Origin of the sequence: Bradyrhizobium sp. Arg816 (assembly GCF_029989365.1) — a bacterium.
Lineage (GTDB): Bacteria > Pseudomonadota > Alphaproteobacteria > Rhizobiales > Xanthobacteraceae > Bradyrhizobium.
The window spans coordinates 32,050-54,060 of the sequence record NZ_JAPRAQ010000004.1 but is presented as its reverse complement, the minus strand read 5'-3'; the positions used below and the strand labels follow the sequence as shown (position 1 = coordinate 54,060).

Annotated in this window: 16 protein-coding genes; 11 read left to right on the top strand and 5 right to left on the bottom strand. The window is 65.1% G+C overall.

The genetic code is table 11. From position 1 onward, the window contains the following. Positions 1–154: 154 nt before the first annotated feature. From OWC48_RS11770 to OWC48_RS11760, 3 genes are all read left to right on the top strand, one after another. The gene (locus OWC48_RS11770) at positions 155–1,084 is read left to right on the top strand and encodes an efflux RND transporter periplasmic adaptor subunit (RefSeq protein WP_282520134.1); all 930 of its coding nucleotides are present in this window, start codon (positions 155–157) and stop codon (positions 1,082–1,084) included. After that, positions 1,084–4,218 (top strand): efflux RND transporter permease subunit, encoded by a 3,135-nt coding sequence (locus tag OWC48_RS11765; protein ID WP_282520133.1) that lies wholly within the window; start codon positions 1,084–1,086, stop codon positions 4,216–4,218. The genes OWC48_RS11770 and OWC48_RS11765 overlap by 1 nt, the downstream gene beginning before the upstream one ends. Positions 4,219–4,281: 63 nt before the next feature. Further along, positions 4,282–4,515, top strand: a complete 234-nt coding sequence (locus OWC48_RS11760) for a DUF4926 domain-containing protein (RefSeq protein WP_282520132.1) — start codon at positions 4,282–4,284, stop codon at positions 4,513–4,515. Positions 4,516–4,523: 8 nt separating this feature from the next. On the opposite strand, the gene OWC48_RS11755 is transcribed toward OWC48_RS11760, so the two are convergent. Next, a complete protein-coding gene (locus OWC48_RS11755) occupies positions 4,524–5,198 on the bottom strand; it encodes a Crp/Fnr family transcriptional regulator (RefSeq protein ID WP_282520131.1) in 675 nt (224 codons plus the stop codon). 247 nt (positions 5,199–5,445) lie between these two features. On the opposite strand from OWC48_RS11755, the gene OWC48_RS11750 reads away from it, so the two are divergent. From OWC48_RS11750 to OWC48_RS11740, 3 genes are all read left to right on the top strand, one after another. Further along, entirely contained in the window at positions 5,446–7,500 is a 2,055-nt protein-coding gene (locus OWC48_RS11750) for an AsmA family protein (protein ID WP_282520130.1), read from the top strand. A gap of 247 nt (positions 7,501–7,747) precedes the next feature. Further along, the gene (locus OWC48_RS11745; protein WP_282520129.1) at positions 7,748–10,195 is read left to right on the top strand and encodes an adenylate/guanylate cyclase domain-containing protein; all 2,448 of its coding nucleotides are present in this window, start codon (positions 7,748–7,750) and stop codon (positions 10,193–10,195) included. 213 nt (positions 10,196–10,408) lie between these two features. Continuing rightward, entirely contained in the window at positions 10,409–11,275 is an 867-nt protein-coding gene (locus OWC48_RS11740; RefSeq protein WP_308776715.1) for a hypothetical protein, read from the top strand. Here OWC48_RS11740 and OWC48_RS11735 read toward each other — a convergent pair whose 3' ends face one another. Together OWC48_RS11735 and OWC48_RS11730 are read right to left on the bottom strand one after the other, a co-directional pair. After that, positions 11,276–12,547: a Spy/CpxP family protein refolding chaperone gene (locus OWC48_RS11735; protein ID WP_282520516.1), complete on the bottom strand. Its 1,272-nt coding sequence runs from the start codon at positions 12,545–12,547 to the stop codon at positions 11,276–11,278. Positions 12,548–12,688: 141 nt separating this feature from the next. Next, on the bottom strand, positions 12,689–13,714 hold the full coding sequence (locus OWC48_RS11730; RefSeq protein ID WP_282520127.1) for a LysM peptidoglycan-binding domain-containing protein: 1,026 nt from the start codon (positions 13,712–13,714) through the stop codon (positions 12,689–12,691). Between the two features lie 186 nt (positions 13,715–13,900). Here OWC48_RS11730 and OWC48_RS11725 point away from each other — a divergent pair, with 186 nt between their 5' ends. From OWC48_RS11725 to OWC48_RS11715, 3 genes are all read left to right on the top strand, one after another. Continuing rightward, positions 13,901–14,596: a hypothetical protein gene (locus OWC48_RS11725; RefSeq protein ID WP_282520126.1), complete on the top strand. Its 696-nt coding sequence runs from the start codon at positions 13,901–13,903 to the stop codon at positions 14,594–14,596. A 158-nt stretch (positions 14,597–14,754) separates the two neighbouring features. Then, positions 14,755–17,418 carry an EAL domain-containing protein gene (locus OWC48_RS11720; RefSeq protein ID WP_282520125.1) on the top strand — a complete coding sequence of 888 codons (2,664 nt, stop codon included), beginning with the start codon at positions 14,755–14,757 and terminating at the stop codon, positions 17,416–17,418. 284 nt (positions 17,419–17,702) lie between these two features. Beyond that, positions 17,703–18,101, top strand: a complete 399-nt coding sequence (locus OWC48_RS11715) for a hypothetical protein (RefSeq protein ID WP_282520124.1) — start codon at positions 17,703–17,705, stop codon at positions 18,099–18,101. A gap of 991 nt (positions 18,102–19,092) precedes the next feature. Here the strand turns inward: OWC48_RS11715 and OWC48_RS11710 are convergent. Next, positions 19,093–19,221, bottom strand: a complete 129-nt coding sequence (locus tag OWC48_RS11710) for a hypothetical protein (RefSeq protein ID WP_282520123.1) — start codon at positions 19,219–19,221, stop codon at positions 19,093–19,095. Between the two features lie 746 nt (positions 19,222–19,967). After that, the gene (locus OWC48_RS11705; protein ID WP_282520122.1) at positions 19,968–20,399 is read right to left on the bottom strand and encodes a hypothetical protein; all 432 of its coding nucleotides are present in this window, start codon (positions 20,397–20,399) and stop codon (positions 19,968–19,970) included. A 50-nt stretch (positions 20,400–20,449) separates the two neighbouring features. Between OWC48_RS11705 and OWC48_RS11700 the strand changes: the two genes are divergently transcribed. Both OWC48_RS11700 and OWC48_RS11695 read left to right on the top strand, forming a co-directional pair. Then, positions 20,450–20,719: a hypothetical protein gene (locus OWC48_RS11700; protein WP_282520121.1), complete on the top strand. Its 270-nt coding sequence runs from the start codon at positions 20,450–20,452 to the stop codon at positions 20,717–20,719. Positions 20,720–20,858: 139 nt separating this feature from the next. After that, positions 20,859–21,893, top strand: coding sequence for a transglutaminase family protein (locus tag OWC48_RS11695; RefSeq protein WP_282520120.1), 1,035 nt, complete (start codon positions 20,859–20,861; stop codon positions 21,891–21,893). Positions 21,894–22,011 lie beyond the last annotated feature (118 nt).

Sequence of the window (22,011 nt, the reverse complement as noted above, 5' to 3'; positions counted from 1 at the left end):
TGCCAAATCCTTTGAAGTGCCAAGTCGTGATGTGGTGTAAAGTCTTGCTTCAAATGCGCGTCCCGCAGCCTTGCGGGACGCCGCTTTATTTCAGGGAAACGCTCTCAGCAGGCCCCGTGCGGATGGCCGTGAGCCAGGCCAGGACAATCCGGCGATGAACGCCTCCGAATATCTCAAGCCTGCCGGAACCGTGCTGTTCGTCGTTGCGCTCGGCGTCGGCTATTATCTGTTCGAGCATCGGCATCGCCCCGAGGCGAAGGACACGCCGAGCGAGGCGCTCGTCATCGTGACGAAGGCGACCAACGCCTGCTTCTCCGACCTCGTGCGGGTGACCGGCTTCTTCGTGCCGCGCCGCGAGGCCGTGGTCGTCGCCGACCAGGAAGGCTCCAGGGTCACCGACCTCTTCGTCACCGAAGGCGCCATGGTCACCGACAATCAGGAGCTGGCGCGCCTGACGGCGCCGCCGCAGATCCCCGGCCAGCCGCAAAGACCCGGCCCGCAAGGCCCGATCTCGCTGAAGGCGCCTGCGCCAGGCCTCGTCACCGAAGTACGCACCATCGTCGGCGCGCCCGCTTCGCCGCAGGCCGGCCCGATGTTCCGCATCGCCGTCAACAACGAGATCGAGCTCGACGCCCAGGTCCCGGCGGTGCACATGCCCAAGCTCAACCCCGGCGCGACGGTGCGCATCAGCCGCGACGACGCGCCCGATTTGATCGGGCGGGTCCGACTGGTCGCGCCCGAAATCGACCGCACCACGCAGCTCGGCCGCGTCCGCATCAGCGTCACCAACAATCCATCGCTCAAGGTCGGCGTGTTTGCCCGCGCCTCGATCGACGCCAAGCGAAGCTGCGGCGTCTCGATCCCCAAGACCGCGATCGACCATCTCACCGTGCAGGTCGTCAAAGGCAACATTGTCGAGACGCGCAAGGTGCGGGTCGGGCTGTCGTCCGACAGCGCAACGGAAATCCTGGAAGGCCTCGAGGTCGGCGAAATCGTCGTAGCCGACGCCGGCTCTTCGCTCCATGACGGCGACCAGATCAAGACCATGTTCGCCGATGAACTCGATCGCACGCGGGTACGCTGATGGCTCTCAATATCTCGGCATGGTCGATCCGTCATCCGCTACCGTCGGTCGTCTTTTCGATCATCCTCCTGATCCTCGGCTGGGTGTCCTTCACCAAGCTCGCGGTGACGCGGCTGCCTTCGGCCGACATTCCCGTGATCTCGGTCGTGGTGTCGCAGTTCGGCGCAGCACCCGCTGAGCTCGAATCCCAAGTCACCAAGACGGTTGAAGATGCCGTCTCCGGCGTCGAGGGGGTCAGGCACATCACCTCCTCCATCACCGACGGCGTGTCAGTGACCACCATCCAGTTCGCGCTGGAGACCAACACCGACCGCGCGCTCAACGACGTCAAGGACGCGGTGACGCGCGTGCGCTCCAACCTGCCGCAGAACGTCACCGAGCCGCTGATCCAGCGCGTCGACGTCATCGGCCTGCCGATCGTCACCTATGCCGCGATCTCGCCCGGCAAGACGCCCGAGCAGCTCTCCTATTTCGTCGACGACGTGGTCAAGCGCGCGCTGCAGGGCGTGCGCGGCGTCGCCCAGGTCGAGCGCATCGGCGGTGTCGAGCGCGAGATTCTGGTCTCGCTCGATCCCGACCGTTTGCAGGCGATGGGCCTGACCGCGGTCAATGTCAGCCAGAGCCTGCGCGGCACCAATGTCGACGTTGCCGGCGGTCGCGCCGAGATCGGCAAGAACGACCAGGCGATCCGCACGCTCGCGGGCGCCAAGACGCTGGGCGATCTTGCCGGCACCATGATCCCGCTGTTCGGCGGCGGCGAGGTCCGGATCGACGATCTCGGCACCGTCACCGACACCATCGCGGACCGCCGCACCTTCGCCCGCTTCAACGGCGAGCCCGTGGTCGCGCTCGGGATCAAGCGCTCCAAGGGTGCCAGCGACGTGAAGGTGGCCGAGGCCGTGCAGAAGCGCATCGACGCGCTCAAGGCCGCCTATCCCGACGTCGATCTGAAGGTGATCGACACCTCGGTCGAATATACCAACGGCAATTACCACGCGGCGATCTCGACCCTGTTCGAAGGCGCCATCCTTGCCGTCATCATCGTGCTCCTGTTCCTGCGCGACCTGCGTGCCACCGTCATCGCCGCGATCTCGCTGCCATTGTCGATCTTCCCGGCGTTCTGGGCGATGGACCTGCTCGGCTTCTCGCTGAACCTCGTCAGCTTCCTCGCCATCACGCTGTCGACAGGTATTCTCGTCGACGACGCCATCGTCGAGATCGAGAACATCGTCCGGCACATGAACATGGGCAAGTCGCCCTATCGTGCCGCACTCGAAGCCGCAGACGAGATCGGCCTTGCGGTCATCGCGATCTCGCTGACGATCATCGCGATCTTCGCACCCGCGAGCTTCATGTCGGGCATCGCGGGACAGTTCTTCAAGCAGTTCGGCATCACCGTCTCGGTGCAGGTGTTCTTCTCGCTGCTCGCGGCGCGCTTCGTCACGCCGGTGCTCGCCGCCTACTTCCTCAAACATGGCAATCACGAGGAGCCGCCGCCCGGCCGTGTGCTGCGGTCCTATCACAGGATCGTGGCCTGGTCGGTGAAGCACTATTTCATCACGGTGCTGGTCGGCTTCGGCGTCTTCGCCGCCTCGATCTGGAGCATCACGCTGCTGCCGCAGGGCTTCCTGCCGGCGCAGGACAGCGCGCGCTCGCTGCTTGCTCTCGAGCTGCCGCCGGGCACCCAGCTCGCCTACACCGAAAAGGTCACCGAGGACATCGTCGCCCGCCTGCGCAAGCGGCCGGAGGTGAAGAGCATCTTCGTCGATGGCGGGCGGGTCCCGCCGGGGACCCAGGAAGTCCGGCGCGCCTCCTTGATCATCAACTACACGCCCAAGGACAGCCGCGACATCACCCAGCGCGAGCTGGAGTTCTCGATCAGCCAGGAGCTGGAGAACGTTCCCGACATCCGCTTCTGGTTCCTCGACGAGAACGGCCTGCGCGCCATCTCGCTGGTCGTGACCGGTGTCGACGCCAACATTGTCAACAACGTCGCCAGCGAGCTCGCGACGCAGATGAAGCGGATTCCGACCATCTCTAACGTGATCTCGGAAACCACGCTCGAGCGGCCCGAGCTGCGCATCGAACCGCGCGCAGATCTCGCCGCGCGCCTCGGCGTCTCCACGGAAAGCCTGTCGCAGACCATCCGCGTCGCCACCATCGGCGACGTCGGGCCTGCGCTCGCCAAGTTCGACGTCGGCGACCGCCTGGTGCCGATCCGCGTTCAGCTCGAGGACGCCGCGCGCGGCAATCTGAGGACGCTCGAACAGCTGCGCGTGCCGCTCGGCGAGCGCGGCGAGAAGGGCGGCGTGCCGCTTTCGGTCATCGCCGACGTCAAGCTCGACCAGGGTCCGACCAGCATCAACCGCTACGATCGTGAGCGGCAGGCAACCGTCGCCGCCGACCTCGTCGGCTCCGCCGCGCTCGGCGACGCGACCAAGAAGATCTACGACCTGCCGGTGATGAAGAGCCGACCGAAGGGCGTGAAGGTCTCGCCCTCCGGCGACGCCGAGAGCCTGAACGAACTCTCCGACGGCTTCGCCACCGCCATCACCGCGGGCCTGATGATGGTCTACGCCGTGCTGGTGCTGCTGTTCGGCACCTTCCTGCAGCCGATCACCATCCTGTTCTCGCTGCCGCTCTCGATCGGCGGCGCGATCGCCGCCCTGCTCGTCACCGGCAAGCAGCTCACCACGCCGGTATGGATCGGCATCCTGATGCTGATGGGCATCGTCACCAAGAACGCGATCATGCTGGTGGAGTTCGCCATCGAATCCATTCGCGCCGGCAAGCCGCGCGAGGAGGCCATGATCGATGCCGGCATGAAACGCGCCCGCCCGATCGTGATGACCACGATCGCGATGGCCGCCGGCATGATGCCGAGCGCGCTCGCGGTCGGCGCCGGCGGCGAGTTCCGCTCGCCGATGGCGCTCGCGGTGATCGGCGGCCTGATCTTCTCGACCATCCTGTCGCTGGTATTCGTGCCCGCGATGTTCATGGTGATGGACGATCTCGGCGCCCTGATCTGGCGATTTGCCAAGCGGCTGGTCGTGCACAGCGAGGATGCCGAGACCGCCGATCATCACGGCGCGGCGCCGGATAAAAAGGGCATGGTACACCCAGCGGCGGAGTAGAATTAGCTGGATCATACGAGCCGGCGACGACCGGCCGACATTCGTCACGTGTTGGGTGCTATGATGAGCGGAGCGAACAAAGAAGATCCGGCACCGGCGACACTGGATGTCGTCGCATTGCTGGCGAACCTTCCGGAGCACCGGTTGGCGCGAGGAAACGTCGGCACGATCGTCGAAGAGCTTGACGACAGCACGGTGCTCGTCGAATTCAGTGACGATGATGGGCGACCATATGCCGTCGCCCCGTGCCGACGATCAGAGCTGCTGACTTTGCACTATGTGCCGGAAGCAGCCTAGCTACCTCCCTACTCGTTCCGCGCGATCGCCGTCAGCTTGGTCATGTTCCGCAGCAGGATGCGACCGCGCTGGAGATCGAGGATCGCCTCCTTGCGCCAGGCCTGAAGCTGACGGTTGACGCTCTCGCGGGCCGCGCCGACGAAGATGCCGAGCTGCTCCTGCGAGATGTGGACCTCCGATCCGAAATCGGCGGCGAGCGCGCAGAGCCGCCGTGCGAGGCGAACCGGCAGCGGTTGCAGCATGGATTCTTCCATGCGCTCGCTCTGCCAGCGGATGCGCTGGCACAGCAGCGCGATGATCTTGATCGCGACCTTCGGCTCGCGTTCGAGGAAGCTGAGAAAATCTTCGCGCCGCAGCACGAACAGTTCACTGGCTTCGCCTGCGGTCGCATCCGCAGTGCGGCTCTGGCCGTCCAGCACCGCGACCTCGCCGAACAGGTCGCCCGGCCCCATGAAGTTCAGGGTCAGACGGCTGCCGTCGGAGGCGCCGGTCTCGATACGGACCTGGCCCCGGCGCACGCCGAACAGCGCGTCCCCCGCATCGCCCTTCTGGAACAGCAGCTCGCCATTCCCCAGATGCTGGGTGTGGCAGAGATTCGACAGCCGCTGGAGCTCGTCTGCGCCGAGATCGGCGAACATCGCGTTCATCTTCAGGATGACCGCAAATTCGGCCTGCTTGCTCATTTCAATGTCCTTGTGAATTCCCTTAGCCAGTTTCCCTGGCAAATCGCTTGGAACCATCAAATCAGGATCGCGTAAAACCGCGCCGGGGAAGTGTGTCATAAGTCACATAACTTTGCAGCACCCCCTGACTATTTTTACGTGCTTGGAGCCGCTTCCCGTCCGGGGATAAACTCAGGCGCAAAGGACGGATGCATAGGACGGTCATCTGCGGGATTCGCCGCCGATTGTCCGCCGTTGGAAAGTCGACATGAGAGCAGTGAAATTCGCCGGCGCGGCGATAGCCGCCGTCATCATCGTGATCGGGCTTCTCCTCGTGATCGGGATTCCCTCGGGATTCCTGACCACGACGATTGCCTCGCGGGTCGAGAGCGCGACCGGTTACCGCCTGTCCATCGACGGCACCACGAAGATCAGCCTGTGGCCGACGCTGAACGTCACGCTCAACGATCTCACGCTTCAGGACCCGAAGGATCGCAGCGGCATCACGCGCCTGACGGTCGACAGCGTGCAGGCCGACATGTCGCTCGCGAGCGTATGGTCGGGCAGCCCGAAGATCAGCGAACTCGTCGTCACCCATCCCGTGCTCTACCAGCCGCTGCTGCGTGAGCGACTGCCGAATGCCGGTACCGCGTCGAAGCCGCTGGCGCTCGACACCGGTGGCGCGACCATCGATCGCGTCAAGGTCGTCGACGGTGAAGTCGCATTCGCGCGCGTGCGCGACCGTGTCGAGGGCCGCATCAGCGCCATCAACGCCGACGCCGTCGTTGGCCGCGACCGCAAGGTCGACATCGCCGGCACCGCGCGCGTTGGCGATCACCCGACCAAGTTCGACATCAAGGCGTCGACGCCGGCGCCGCCGGCCGACCGGCCGACCATTCCGGTGGATTTCGCCATCGACATGCCTGATGTGCTGAAGTCCCAGCTCACCGGCCATGCCGAGATGCGGCTGAGTGGCGATGTCGTGATGATCAACGGCGTGAACGGCAGGCTCGGCGACGGCGCCTTCAACGGCTGGGCCTCGGTCGACATTGCGAGCAAGCCCCTGGTCAAGGTCGATCTCGACTTCCAGCGGCTCGCGATTCCGGTGGCGAAATCGCCGGAGGGCACGTCGGGACAGCCCTGGAGCAATGCACCGATCGACGTGTCGGGGCTCAATTATGTCGACGCACAAATCAGGATCTCCGCGAACGAGGCCGTGATCGGCGATGCGCACCTCGCGCCGCTGGCGCTCGATGCGAAGCTCGCCGGCGGCGTGCTGAAGGCCGGCACCGCCAATCTCGGCGCTTATGACGGCCAGGTCTCGGGCGAGGTGATCCTGGATGCCACAAGCGGTGCGCCGAGCTTTGCCATGCATTCCGATCTCGTCGGCGTGAGTGCACTGCCGCTGCTCCAGGGCCTTGCCGAGTTCGATCGGATCGACGGCAAGCTGCAGGCCAAGCTCGCGCTGCGCAGCGCCGGCACCAGCCAGCGCGCGCTGATGGCGAACATGCAGGGCACGGCCTTCGTCAATTTCCAGGACGGCGCCATCCGCGGCATCAATATCGCGCAGATGATCCGTTCGCTGACATCGGGCACGCTGTCCGGCTGGCAGGACAGTGAGGCCCAGAGCACGGATCTGTCGCAACTCTCGGCGTCGTTCCGCATCGACAAGGGCCAGGCGGTGACGACCGATCTCAATCTGATCGGACCGCTGGTGCGCGTGACCGGCGCCGGCACCATCGCCCTCGACACCAAGATGATGGGTTTTCGCGTCGAGCCGAAGCTCGTGATGACCACCGAAGGCCAGGGCCGCACATCGGAGCCGGTCGGCTTCGGCATCCCCGTGATGATCCAGGGCAGCTGGTCGCAGCCGCGGATCTACCCAGACATGGCCGGCATGCTGGACAATCCGGACGCCGCCTATGCCAAGCTGCGCGAGATGGGCAAGGGCCTGTTCGGCCCTGACGGCGCCGGGCTCGGCAATCTCCTGGGCAGCCTCGGATTGGGCGGCGCCACTGCGCCGGGCGGCGGCAACGCGACCGGCAATGCCAATCCGCAAACCCAGCAGCCGGGACAGAGCAACCCGCTCGGCGGTCCGCTGGGCGAGGCGATCGGCAATTTGATCCAGCAGGGGCTTTCCAGCGGCGCGGGGACCAGCACTGGCACCGGCCGCAGCCGCGGCCTGCCGGCAACACCGTCCACCCCCGCTCCGCAGGCCTCTCCCGCGCCCCCGGCCCAGGCTCCGGTTCAAGACGACCCGCCCCTGGCGCAGCAGGACAGCCAGCCGATGAACGACGTGCTGCGACAGCTCTTTAATCGATGATTGGCCGACCAACGCACTGGACTCCACGCCAATCCTTACATCGGCCTCTCCGTCCGCCGCTTCCTCCAAAGGGATGAGGCCGCGACAATTCACGACCCTTCCAGCCCAGCCCGGCGTCGACCGCGGGTAACCACGCTGGCCGGTCGACCGGCCGCAGGACCGTCCCCTGACCCGAATTGTGGTAGAAGGGCGCCTGGACCGGTACGGCCCGTAGCGCCGGCGTCGATGACGGCGCGAGAGGATCTGGATGGCGGGAGCGAAAGACAAGACACGGTTTCTGCGCGAGGGCCTGTTCGCCAAATACGTCGTCTCCCTCGTCGGCCTCGTCGTGTTTGTCCTCGCCGTCAACGGCGCGATGGAGACCTGGATCTCCTATCGCGCCACCAAGACCCAGCTGACCGACGGGCTCGACGACAAGGCGCAAGGCGCCGCCCGGCGGATCGAGCAGTCGATCTCCGAGCTCGAGCGCCAGATCAGCTGGGTGACGCGGGCAAGCCAGGACACGCTCGAGAAGCGCCGCGCCGACTACGCCTCGCTGCTGCACCAGGTCTCGGTCGTCAATCAGCTGTTCCAGCTCAACGGCGAGGGACGCGAGGTGCTGCGCGTCTCGCGCCAGTCGACCACGACCGGCGGCAATGCCGACCTCTCCCGCGACATGCGCTTCACCGACACGGTTGCCCGCGGCGTCAGCTACGCGCCGGCCTGGTTCTCCGACCGGACGCCGATGATGTCGATCTCGGTGGCGCATTCCGGCTTCAATGCCGGCGTCACCGTGGCCGAGATCGACCTCAGCTTCCTCTCCGACTTCCTGTCCGACGCCCAGGTCGGCAAGGCCGCGTTCGCCTATGTGGTCGATCCGCGCGGCCGCGTGCTGGCGACGTCGTCGAAAGGACCCGATGTCGGCAAGGACCTGTCGAAACTGCCGCAGGTGGCATCCGCGATTGCGCCCGGCCGCGAGCCCGACACCTCAGGCACCGACTTCAACGGCCATGCGGTGATGAGCGCCGCCAGCACCGTGCCGAAGCTCGGCTGGAACGTGATGTTCGAGCAGCCGGCCACGCAGGCGTTGATGCCGATCCGCGACCAGCTCGTGCGCATCGCGCTCTTGATCGGCATGGGCCTGATGGTCGCGATCCTCGCCGGCACGCTGCTCGCCCGCCGCATGATCATCCCGATCACGGCGCTGCGCGACGGCGCGCACAAGCTCGGCGAAGGCGATTTCAGCCACCGCATCGACGTCCACACCTCCGACGAGCTGGAAGACCTCGCCGGCCAGTTCAACCGCATGGCCGGCCAGCTCCAGGAAACCTATTCGGACCTGGAGACCAAGGTCGAGGAGCGCACCCGCGATCTCGCGCAGTCGATCAACGAGCTCAAGGCGCTGGAAGAGGTCGGCCGTGCGGTCGCCTCCTCGCTCGATCTCAACGCCGTGCTGCCGACCATCGCGGCGCGCGCGATCGAGATCACCCATGCCGATGCGGTGCTGATCTACGGCTTCGATGCCGAGACGCGCCGCTTCAACCTGATCGAATCCAACGGCATCGACAAATCGGCCGACGGCGCGCATGTCACGATCCAGCAAGGCGCGAACATCCTGAGCGACGCCGCCGACAGCGGCGAGCCGATCGTCATTGCCGATCTCGACCGGGCCTCCGAGCAGCCGCTGCGCGACGTCGCGGTCGATGCCGGCTTCCACTCGGTGCTGGTGGTGCCGCTGGTGGACCAGCAGGGCACGCTCGGCTCGCTGGTGGTGCTGCGCCGGGCCGGCGGCGAGTTCGCCGGAAGCCTCACCGGCCTGATGCGCACCTTCGCCAACCAGGCCGTGCTGGCGATGCGCAACGCGCGGCTGTTCACCGAGGTCGATCACAAGGGCCGCGAGCTCGCCGCTGCGCATAACACCGTGCAGCAGCAGGCGGCGAAGCTCCAGGAGCAGACCGAGCAGCTTCGCAATTGGAACCGCTCCCTGGAAGAGCGCGTCGAGAAGCAGCTCGGCGAGATCAGCCGCATCAAGCGGCTCGAACGCTTTCTCGCGCCGCAGGTCGCCCAGCTCATCGCGTCGTCGGATGGTCATGACTCGCTGCTCGACAGCCATCGCCGCGAGGTCACCGTGGTGTTCTGCGATCTGCGCGGCTTCACCGCCTTCACCGAGGCGACCGAGCCGGAAGAGGCGATGAACGTGCTGCGCGAATATCACGCAGCGCTCGGCAAGCTGATCTTCAAATACGAGGGCACGCTCGACAAATATGCCGGCGACGGCGTGATGATCCTGTTCAACGCGCCGATCCAGTTCGAGGACCACACGCGGCGCGCGGTGCAGATGGCGGTGGAGATGCGCGACACGATCGGCCCGCTGACCGAGAAGTGGCGCAACCGCGGGCACACGCTCGGCTTCGGCATCGGCATCGCGCTCGGCTATGCCACGCTCGGCCAGGTCGGCTTCGAGCAACGGCTGGAATATGCCGCGATCGGCAGCGTCACCAACCTCGCCTCGCGTCTCTGCGACGAAGCCAAGGCCAACCAGATCGTGGTCAGCCGCCGCGTCTACGGCATCGTCGAGCCCTGGGTCGAAGCCCGCGCGCTCGACGACCTCGTGCTCAAGGGGTTCAACCACCCGGTGCTGGCGATGGAGATTTTGTCCTGGCGCGAGCAGGTGGAGAACGTGGTGGATGCGTCCGCCGCGCGCCGGCGAGGGTAGCCAGCAACATAATACGCGAAAACAACCCCATGCACAGTAGACGGGGACTGTCGGATCAATGACTTACGCGGGTGCCAGTGTGGTTTGACACGTCGGGCAAAACACCGACAGAATGGCATCATCTCCCACACCCCGCCCACGAACCACATCCGTCCTCCCCGCGACTAACCATCGCCTCGGCGTCGAGGCTCGATTTTGGATGGGAGACGACCTGTGGCGTTTGCCTTGCCTTCGCGCGCGTATGATTTGCAGATGCTGGACCGTCCCGCTGATCGCGCGCGCGATCAGGGTTGGGTCTATGGCCTGCCGCCGGGCATCACATCCGAACAATGGCCGCTCGATCCCGTCACCGGCTTTCCGCTGATGCACGGTTTTACGCTTCTGCTGCCGGACGATTATCGCGTGCATGGCGAGGACATCGTTGCGGTGTCGTTCTTCGCCACCGCGCCCGATCACAATGACGGCGGGGCGCCCGATGATCCCGAGATTCGCGAGGCCGTGGCGGCGCGACCAGCGCATCCCAGGCTTTCGCGCATGACCGACATTCTCGACTACGAATATGCCGCGTTGCTGCTGACCAAAGCCGAATATGCGGGCGCATTCGCGGCGCCGCCGGCACCGCTTCCGCTTGCGACAGCAGATCGGCCGCGCTGGCTCGACGTCGGCGGCGCCAGTGCCTTCTTCGAGGCCGCGGCGCCTTACGCGAGGAAGATGTTCGCCGGCTCCCCGCGCACCGATCTCAGCGAGACCCGCGCGATCGCGCTGGTGCCACGCGCGACCGATCCCAATGCCGGCAAGGGCCCGCAGGGCGAGCACACAAGGCAAAAACCGCCGACCGGTTATCAGCCCTACTATTATTATGTCGGCGGCGTGCCGAGCCGCGACAATTTCCGCCTGCACGACTGGGGCAAGGATCACGCGCACAACCATCTCGGCGGCACCATGCGGCCGTGCCAGGCGGTGCCGGAGATGAGCCCGTTCTACATCGAGTTCGAGGAATATTTCGGCGGCTACAATTTCGGCGGCGGCAATGCGCAGCTCGACTTCAGGGACATGAAGTTCGACTGGGCATGCGGCTGATCACACCCCGCGCTTCGGCCCGATCGCCTCGAAGCCGGCCTTCTGCTCGTCGCTCAAGTCTGCCTTGAAATCGTCGAGCGCGTCGGCGACGCCGTTCACCGCCTGCAGCATCGTCTCCAGCCGCGCCTTTACGGCCGTGAGGCGGGCCTGCGGCGTGGGCTCAGCCTTGGACGGGCATGCACTCAGTGTCTCCATGGTGCGGAGCGTGGTGTCCTGCAGCACCTCAAGCCGGGCGCGAGCGGTGTCGTCGAGCCTCAGCGTGGACGCGATCTCGCCGGCGGGCCATTGCTGCTGCACGAGCTGCTCGTATTGCCGCTGCGCCTGCACATCATAGCGGGGATCGTAGCCGGCCTCGCACGCGGCTGGCGCCTGCGCGTCCTTGCGCTGGCCGGCCGCAAGCGCGGCACGGCGCTCATTGGCCAGCGCGTCGAGCTTTGCCTTCCGGCCGGCATCGAGGAGATCGACGAATTTCGCGAGCGGCGGCGCGATTGCGTCCGTCGCCTTGATCATGGCCTCGAGGCGCGCGCGCATCAGGCCGAGGCGCTCCGAGGCGGCGGTCGCGGAGGCCTGCGTCGGGCAGGCCGTGCGAATGGTGCCGCGCGCAGCGACCCAGGCGGTCGCGAGCTCATCGAGCGCTGCGCGCTGCAATTCGTTCGGCTGCACCAGGGCGGCGATACGGTCGACCGGCAGGCCGCCGGTGTCGCTGGCATCGCAAACGGCCTCGACCGAAGGGACCTTTCGCGCGCGCCTGCCTTGCGGCGCCGTGTAGGCGGCGAACTCCGTGGCTGCATAGGGGGCGAAGATCGCGGCGTAGATGTCGCCATAGCCATAGAGCGAGAGGCTGGTCGTATCCCCCAGGATGATTGCGGTGGTGAGGTCGTCATGCGCGAACGGCCAGAACACCGGGCCCGCCCAGCCATAGCTGCCATCGGGGTGGCGCCACCAGCCCTGCGGGCGGCGGCCACCGTGCCAGCCCGACAGCGCAGCTTGCGCCGTCAGCGCCGCACGCAGGATGTAGGGGTTGGCCGGCTGGCCGCGCTCGGCACCGCGCGGATCCTGCGACCTCAACGCGGCGGAGCGGTAGCGGCCGCCCCTTACCGCCATGCGCGCGTGGCGCAGGCGCGACATGCCGATCACGTGGCCGACGGCAAAGCGCGCGACACCGAGCGGGCCGCCGCGGAATCCGAACTGCGCCTCGGCTTTATTCGGCAGCAGCACTGCCGCAATCATGAGAGCAGCGCCCGCCATCGCCAATCCCATGCGTCCGGACATGAAAGCGGACCTGACCACCTCGGCCTCCTCCCAGCGCCAAGCGCGCACTGGGTCGCATCACAATGACGCGCGGGGGAACCGAATGTTCCGGAGAGACGGAGGGAAAAGCGTCGCAACGCGCACCGCGTTGCCGATGCGGTCTCACTCCGCCTTCTGCGGCACCACAAAAGTCTGGCCGGGATAGATCAGGTTGGGGTTGTGGATCTTGCCGCGGTTGGCGTTGAAGATCACCGCGTAGCGGGAGCCGTCACCGTAAGCGAGCTTGCTGAGAGCCCACAGGCTGTCGCCGCGGGAGATGATCCGGTTGGCGCCTGCTTCTGCCGGTGCACCGCTGATGATTTCCGCCGGCGAGGCCGATGCAACGGTCGTGGCCGCGGGTGCCCGCGCCATGACCCTGGGCTTCGGTGCCCCGATCGATCTCGGCTGAGCCGCGGGCCTGTCATGCGCCGATGCCTGGCGCGCCGATGCCGACGGCAGGGATGCCACGACATCAGACTTGTCGTCGGGCTTCTCGGCCTGCTTCAGCTCCTGTCTCGCGACCGGCGCCGGGCGCGCGGGCGGCGGCGCGGCTTCAGCGATGATCACCGGCATGCTGCGGCCCGACTGGGTAACAGTACCGTCGGGCGCTTTCGCCCGCAGGGTCAGCTCATAGGAGCCGGCGGGAAGCTGCGACGGGGTCATCACAAACTGGCCCGAGGCATCGGCGACCACCGTGTCGAGCGGCTTGCCGTCGCGCAGCAGCTCGACCTGTGCACCCGGCGCGGCGCGACCCGCGATCACCGCCGCCTCGCCGTGATCGTCGACGCGCGCGACGTCGAACCGCGGGCCGGCATCGGTCGTGGCCGCCGGCGGCTTGGCCGGCACGAGATCGGCCAGCGCCGTGACCTGCTTCTGCGTCTCGGCCAGCGCATCCACCTTCGGCGCGGGGGCCGGGGGCGTCGATGGCGCAGGCGGCGCGCTGGCGGCGAGCTTTGGCTCGTCCAGCTTCGACTCTGGTTTGGCTTCGGCCTTGGCTTCGGGCTTTGCCTCCAGCTTGGCGCCGACGGCGGTCTCGGTCTGCGCGCCGCCCGGCAGCAGGCGGCGCAGCTCGGTGGGACCGATCACCAGCAGGGTGCCGCCCACCGCGAGCAGGCAGAATGCAATGAAGGCCTTGGAAGCGGTGATCATCAGACAATAAACCCTTGGGTCGCAAATTAACCGAGGCCGGCAAATTGCGCCGATTTGGCTGCGTCAGCAAGTCGATCATTGGGATGATGCACCTTTCGTTCCGGCACGCCCGGCGTGAACCGGCGGGGCGCCGAGGGCGTCAAATCACCGAGGCCGCATCGCGGTCATTCTTTAAGGATTTTTCCCGTGACCGCATTTTGCCGTCCCGCGCCATGGCTGGCGTTTGTCCTGACGCTCGTCGCCTCTCCGGCGCTCGCCGCATCCGGCCCGCCGCCGGACTACATCCTCACCGACAATGCCGGCCTCGCCTTCACCTCGCCCGATGGAGCCACCAAGATCGAGCAGTACATGAAGGACGGCGGCGATTGGGAGGTCAAATGGCAGGTCTGGGCTCGCCGCGGCGAGCAGATGACGGAGCTGAAGCCCGAGCAGGGCTACGGGGCCGGCTTCCGCTTCACCAGCGACTCGCAATGGCTGGTGCGGATGCAGAAGACCGGCTCGGGCGAGCAGGACCTCTATCTCTACCATGTCGAGAAGGGCGCCTTCGCGAACGCGACGAAGAAGCCGCTCAGCGATCTCGCCTGGGCCCATTTCTACGGCCGGCCGGAGACGAAGCGGTTCGCCAAGCTCGACTTCCACATCTCGGCCAATCTCATGGAGGGTACGGAAGAGGCCTATCGCTCGCTCGGCATGGACTGGCCCAACAACCGCTACCTCGTGATCTCGCTGTCGGGCGAATATGACAATCATCCCAAGAACGTCGCCATGAAGGGACTGGGCGGCTGGAAATGCCGCTATGATCTCGAGACCGGAAAGTTCGACGTGCCGGCGACGTTCGCCAAGGCCAATGCGGAAGCCTTGAGGTGGGAAATCCGTCGGTGATCCGCCGGAAGCGCGTCAGCGTAACCCCGGCCTGCGGAACTCCCGCCGATCGAGGGAAACCAACCCTCTGATTCCGTTCCGATTCATGTTTCCCTAACCCTTACTGGTAACGGGCTCTTGTCGGTTTTGCTGCATCTTGCATCCCACGGGAGGACTGGATGGGCACATCAATCCGATGGACCACGCGCATGCGCGTGTTGCTCCGCCGTTGGCAGGGCGCGCCGCTGACGTGGCTGATCGCCGGCGGCTTCGTGCTGATGGTCGCGATGGCCATCGGCACCGCGCTCACCGTCGATCGTTTCCGGCAAAATGCAATCGAGAGCGGCCGCGACAGCCTGGAAAACTCCGTGCGCATGCTCGCCCGGCATTTCGACCGCGAATTCGCCGACTTTGCGGTGCTCCAGAAGAGCGTCATCGCCGAGCTCGAAAGCCACGGCATCGCATCCGCCGATGTCTTCCGCAGCGAGATGGGTACGCTGGCCATGCACGAGGTGCTGCGCGCCAAAGCCAGCGGCTGGTCCGACGTCGCCGGCGCCAATGTGTTCGATTCCAGGGGCGTGCTGATCAACTCGTCGCGGCGTTGGCCGGTCGCCGATATTTCGGTCGCCGACCGCGACTACTTCAATCGCCTCAGGAACGATCCGGCCTCGCAGGAAGAGATCGAAGTCGTGCCCGGCCGGCTCGGCAATGGAGCTGCAATCGTCTTCGCACGGCGCGTCTCCGGTCCCCACGGCGAATTCCTCGGCATGGTGTCGCGGGGCATTTCGCCGGAGCAGCTCGAATCCTTCTTCGCCTCGGCCGGGCTCGGCGAGGAATCCTCGATCGCGATGCACCACCAGAATGGCCAGCTGCTCGCGCGCGTTCCGCATGTCGACGCGATGATCGGACAGAACTTTCGCAACGGCACGCGCGAGCAGATGGCGGTGTTCGAGCGCACCTTCGTCACGACGCAGCTCGCCAGCCCGATCGACGGCAAGGACCGCATCGTCGCCGCGCGCCTCCTGACCGGCGAGCCGCTGGTCGTGGTCGCAACCAAATCGCTGGACGCGACGCTGGCGACCTGGCGGACGCAGACAAAATTCTTCGTCGCCGTCGCCGTGCTGTCGATCGGCCTGCTCGTGCTCACTCTGTACCTGATCTTCCGCCAGATGACGCGCAGGCTCGCCGCGGAGAAGCAGCAGCTCGACACCGCGATGAACACCATGACGCAAGGCCTGTTGATGTTCGACCGGGACGAGCGGCTGATCGTCTGCAACCGGCGCTACATCGAGATGTACGGACTGTCGGCCGACGTTGTGAAGCCCGGCGCCTATTTCCGCGACGTGATCCAGCATCGCCATGACACCGGATCGTTCCACGGTGACGTCGCGACCTATTGCGACGACATTCTGAGCAATGCCGGGCGAACCCAGAGCGCCGTCGTCGAGACCGCGGACGGCCGCCTGATCGAGATCAAGAACCAGCCCGGCGCCGCCGGCGGCTGGCTCGCAACGCACGACGACGTCACCGAACGCATCCGCGCCGACGAGCGCATCGCGCATATGGCGCATTACGACGCGCTGACCGACCTGCCCAACCGCGTGCTGATGCGCGGCCATCTGGAACGCCGCATCGCGGAGCTTGCCCATGGCCAGCCGTTCGCGATCCTCTACATCGACGTCGACGAGTTCAAGGGCGTCAACGATTCGCTTGGCCACGAGGTTGGCGACGAGCTGCTTCGCCAGGTCGCCAACCGCCTGCGCGCCTGCGTCAGCGGCAACGATCTCGTCGCGCGCCTGGGCGGCGACGAATTCGCCATCGTCAAGGCCGGCACCAGCGACCGGGCCGAGCTGACGGCGCTTGCCGAAAACATCCTGAAAGCGCTGCGCACGCCCGTGGACTGCAAGGGCCAGGAGATCCCGACCGATGCCAGCATCGGCATCGCGATCGCGCCGGATCACGGCGACAATCTCGACGATCTGCTCAAGCGCGCCGATCTCGCGATGTATGCCGCGAAGTCCGAGGGCCGCCGCACCTTCCGCCTCTTCGTGCCCGAATACGACGCCAAGGCGCGGCTGCGCCGCCAGCTCGAGCTCGACCTGCGCCAGGCCCTCGCCCGCGGCGAATTCGAGGTGCATTACCAGCCGCTGGTCGATCTCGCGGCCAATGTGGTGAACGGCTGCGAGGCGCTGCTGCGCTGGCGCCATCCCGAGCGCGGCATGATCTCGCCCGCCGATTTCATTCCGGTCGCGGAAGAAACCGGACTGATCGGCGAGATCGGCGAATGGGTGCTGAAGCAGGCCTGCACCGAGGCCGCGAGCTGGCCCGGCGATATCCACGTCGCGGTCAACGTCTCGCCGGTGCAGTTCCGCGCCAGGACGCTGGCGCTCAAGGTTGCAGCCGCGCTCGCGGAGTCAGGACTTGCACCCGGACGGCTCGAGCTCGAGGTCACCGAGACCGTCCTCATTCGCGACGACGAGGAGGCGCTGACGATTCTCCAGCAGCTGCGCGAGCTCGGCGTGCGCATCGCGCTCGACGATTTCGGCACCGGCTATTCGTCGCTGAGCTATCTGCACCGCTTCCCGTTCGACAAGATCAAGATCGACCGCAGCTTCATCAGCGACATCGGCCAGTCCGAGGATTCGTCCCCGATCGTGCAGGCGGTGGTGCACATGGCGGCCGCCCGCCACATGGCGACGACGGCCGAAGGCGTCGAGACCGAAGCCCAGCGCGAGGTGCTGCGCCAGCTCGGATGCAGCCAGATGCAGGGCTGGCTGTTCAGCCCGGCCGTGCCGGCGGCGAAGCTGAGGCAGCTGTTATCGGCGCAGGCGGTGGCGGCTTAGCGCGGCGATATCATTCGGGCGCGACACGATTTCGCAACAAATCCTGTCGTGCCTGAAGCGATGCGCCAACCCACCTCAGCCTCGACGTAACACCGAGCAAACACACCAGAGAGCGCGACGCATCAACCTCTCTCGGCTGCCCCTTGCGCACGATTGCGTGCACAAATCCTTTAAGACACAATCTAACGTTCAGTCACGAGGCAGACCAAATTGATCCTTGTCAATGTCGGCGTCAACCGACAGGCTTCTTATGCAAAGGGGGACGACAGCATAGGAGCAAAACGATGAAGCAGACAGCTTTCAGAACTTTTGCAATTGCAACGTCGACTATCGCCTTTGCAGCACTGTTCACCGTTGACTGGTCTGAGCAACGCGGGATCTCGCTGTCAGTTGAGAGTGCCCAGGCGAGGCGGCTCTATGTCAGCCCGTATCCCTATAGTCACTACGTACCCGATCAAACCGGTCTGCCCTGGTACGCGGTGCGAACCTACTACGCTGGCGGCCCCTGGTGTGGGGCCGGCGGCGGGACCGGGTACGGGTACGGCACGACGGTTGGAGTCTTTGGGCGTGCTTCCTATACCTGCTACGACGGTTGGGATAGCTATGCGAAGCTCAACGGCATTGGTTGCACGCCCGGCACATTGATCAAGGGCGGCGACGGAATCATGTACGTCTGCCAGTAAGCACGCGGACTGCAACGAGAGGCGGCGCGATCGCCGCCTCTTTCAATTTGAAGGCGCTGTCCGTTCTCGCTTCACGGGCTCGGCTGGTTCGATCCGCACCATCGAAGAAAACTCGTCGGTAGCGTCAGAGCCTCTGCCTCATCCGAGGCTCGCAAGCCCCCTCGTCCAACTTTGATCTAGCGCAATGCCGCCCCGGCGGTGAGGCAGCATCTTTTCAGCATGGGGCAAGCCAGTCATGGAGCAAGTTCATGAGCCAGATGCTTCTAACAAAACTTGCAATTGCGGGCTCAACTGTCGCATGCGCGGCACTGTTCTCGTTTAGCTGGTCTGAACAACGCGGCGTCTCCTTGTCGGTGGAGAGTGCCCAAGCACGGGTTGGTCGACCGCTAACCCCAATGAGCGTTGCAGGTGTTGCTCGCCGACAAAACCGGCGGGCTGCGTACGGGTATGGTGCCGGCGTGGTCGGCGCCGGCGTCGCCGGCGCGGCCGCCGTAGGCACGGCTGCTGCAGTGGCGGCCACATCCCCCAACTGGGGATGGGGAGGCAGCCCTTACGATACAGGTGTCGACAACTATGGAGTTACGGGCGTGAGTCCCGACAGAGGTGGGCCTTCCTACGGTGGTGGAGCCTTGGGAGCTAATGCCTACTATCCTGCGTCCACAGCCAGCGACAGCAGTGGCTGGTACATAACGCCCGCCGGCATGGCCTGCACATCGGGGACTTTGGTCACAGGCGCCAACGGCTTGCCGTTCCGCTGTCCGTAAAACACAGACGAACGCCGGTGAAGCGGACAAGGACTTCGGCCCGTCAGGGTATCAGCGACGTTATGGCATCCTGATCTAAAGGGTCGCGCTAACAAGTGATTGTGCGCAAAGCAACGGAATTGGTTGCACGCCCGGCATACTGATCAAGGGCGGCGACGGAACCATGTAGGTCGGTCCGCAAGGAAACACGCAGCGACCAGGAGGCGGTCCAAACGGCCGCCTCCAGATCAAACTCTTCCTGGTCCTGCATGTGGATTGATGTTGCCTTCGAAAGGCACCAGCCTTGCTTTGCGTGATTTCAAAAGGAGAGTGACGATGATCAGGTTATTTGCTGTTGCAGGTTTTGCGTTAGCCATCGCGTCATCGACGCAGGCAATGCCACGCGCGCCGATTCATTCGGACGATCTCATCACGCAAGTCGCTGCCGGCTGCGGGCCAGGTAGGACAATGGTTGGCGGCGCGTGCGTAGCCAGAACCACAATCCGCCAGACCCGCCGGGACGTCCGCAGGTGCGTACGATGGAATGCAGGCGTTTGCGCGCTGTACCAGTGAACCACCATCGCGCTGGCATCTGATCGGCCTCCCGCAGTTCCAACGCGCGAAAAACTAGTTCGTCGCGTCGGCAGGAGTTAACACTGGCGAAGCTACGCAGGCGTCACCCGTTACCGCAGCTTCCCTTTCGGACAATGGCGCGAGCAGCAATTTCAAGCTCCTAATGAGTGACCGACCTCTCGCGTAAGTGTGCACCCGCAGGTCGGTTCGGTGGGCTCCAGAGCAGTACAGGTCGATCATGCTTGTCCGGGGATGGCGACAATTGTGTTCCCTGCGGGGCGAGCGCCCGCGCATCAATGTGCGCGCGTGGCTCACGGCGGGCTGCAAACCTCGTTCGTCAAATGAGTATTCTTCTGATCCGCTGACATCCCCAATCGTCATGGGTTGGATGATGAGCAATTTGCATCCGCCTGAGGACGATTGGCACGGCGTCACGGCTGTTTCGCTCCTCAAACCTGCGAGCAGCCTTGATGGAGAGACGAGGCTGTAAGCCCGTCATGCCTGGACTCTGCGGGCTTAGAGTTTGACAGGCCCTGAGGCCATGCGAGCGCTAGGCGATGAGATGCTTGCCCACGAAGTTCATGAGCAACATGACGATTATCAGTACACCCATCACCACCACCGCGACGTTGGCGACGCGCCGCAAAGGTCCGCCAAGGGGGTTCAACTCGATCAAGAAGCGCAATAGCCAAATCACGAGACCAACGACAACGATGTTGATGACCAGATAGATCAGACCTTCGAGCATGGCAGGCCTTCTCAAATCTCGGGCGGCATGCGCCGTTTCACCGCCTTCTGTCGAGGACGCACCTGCCTCGGAGAAGGCTTCGCTGCGTCGTGCTCCGCGGCTCAGCATAGCTCCGAGAGCACGAAGGCTCGGGATTATATCGTGCGCTATGCAGCTTTTGCCAAACTTCCGAATGGCAACCTCGTCCAAGATAGCTTCGCGCCGTTGATGTGGATCAAGCGACGCGTTCGCCATGGGGGAAGTCTCGGCAGGCAAGGCACACACTGACCACGAGGAGGCTCATGATGAAGCGGACTGGTGGAATGCGGGTCGCATTCGTAGCAATCGGGCTGGCATGCGGATTTGGCGCGATCAATTGGTCGGAGAGCGACGGCCTGTCGCTTATACAGGGCGCAGAAGCGAGGGTCGGACGACCGGCGACGCCGGTGAGCGTCGCAGGCGTTGCGCGCAGACAGACGCGACGGGCAGTCGTAGGGGGAGCTGCGGTCGGTGCGGCGGCCGCCGGTACAGCCTGTGTGCGCGTGCTGGTGAATGGCGCCTACGTGTGTCGCTGAGACACTTCCGGACCTCGAGTTCGATGTCGTGGTCCCGAGCAGCTTCACTCAGGCCTCGCAGCTCGTTCTGATCGCAGAGCCAACCGGCGCTCCACGGGCGCTTATTTGCCTGGATAGGCAACGACGCTGACGCATTCGCATGCGCAGCGAACACGAAAGCTGCTTTCGTCTCTTCAACCGCGCGAATCGAGCAGATGCCGCGCGGTATCGGAATGACGACATCGACCTGATGGCGCGCTCGCCCAGGAGTCATTCGATCAAGCTCGGAGGTGCGATGGGCATTCTCTTCGAGATCAAGCACACCACCACCTACAGCTATGCCAAGCCGGTGACGTTTGGCATGCATCGCGCAATGTTTTTGCCGAGACCCGGAACGGGGGGCCGTTTGCTGAGCTGGTCCGCAAGCACCAATCTTGGCTCTCGAATCCGCTGGATTAGCGACAGCCTTTCCAACAGCGTAGCCGAGATCGAGATCGAGGAGCCCGGCAGGGAGCTGACCTTTACGTTTCAGTTTCGGGGCATTCATTTCGGGGCCAAGGACGTGGGGCAGTTCGTGCTGGAGCGACGAGCCGAGCGAGCCCCTGTGCAGTACACGCCGGATGAGTGGAACGACCTCGCCGGCTTCATGCGCCCGCACACAGAGGACCTTGATCTCGCCCTCGCGGAGTGGGCCAGGAGCTTTGTCGTCAACGGCAAAACGATCGGCGCTCTCCAGCAGATGCTCGACGCCTTCCGCGACGAATTCACCTACCAGGCGCGGGAGGCGGAGGGGACCCTCCCACCCGCGCAAACTTTGCACTCAAGGTCCGGAACGTGCAGGGACTATGCGTGGCTCATGATCGAGGCGTTGCGCCGGCTTGGCTTCGCGGCCCGCTTTGTCAGCGGTTACATTTATGATGCGGCGCTCGATGGGGGCGAGATCGGGATGACCGGTTCGGGCGCCACCCACGCGTGGCTGCAGGTGTTCCTGCCCGGCGCCGGCTGGATGAACTACGATCCGACCAATCACATCAACGCCGGATTCGATCTCATCCCCGTCGCGCTCGCGCGGCACCCCGCTCAGGCCGTGCCCCTTTCGGGATCATGGTTCGGAAGCTCCGAGGACAGCCTCGGCATGTCAGTGCGCGTCGAGGTCCACAAACTGGGAGACGTCGCCGATCAATCCGAGGGTTAGTTCGAACGAACGCGGCCCCCCGACAGTCGCGCATATGGCCCGGGGATGTCGACCTTGGCAAAGGGGACATCCCCAGGCTTAAAGTTAATTAGCCGCGCAGGTCCAGACCGTCGCGCGG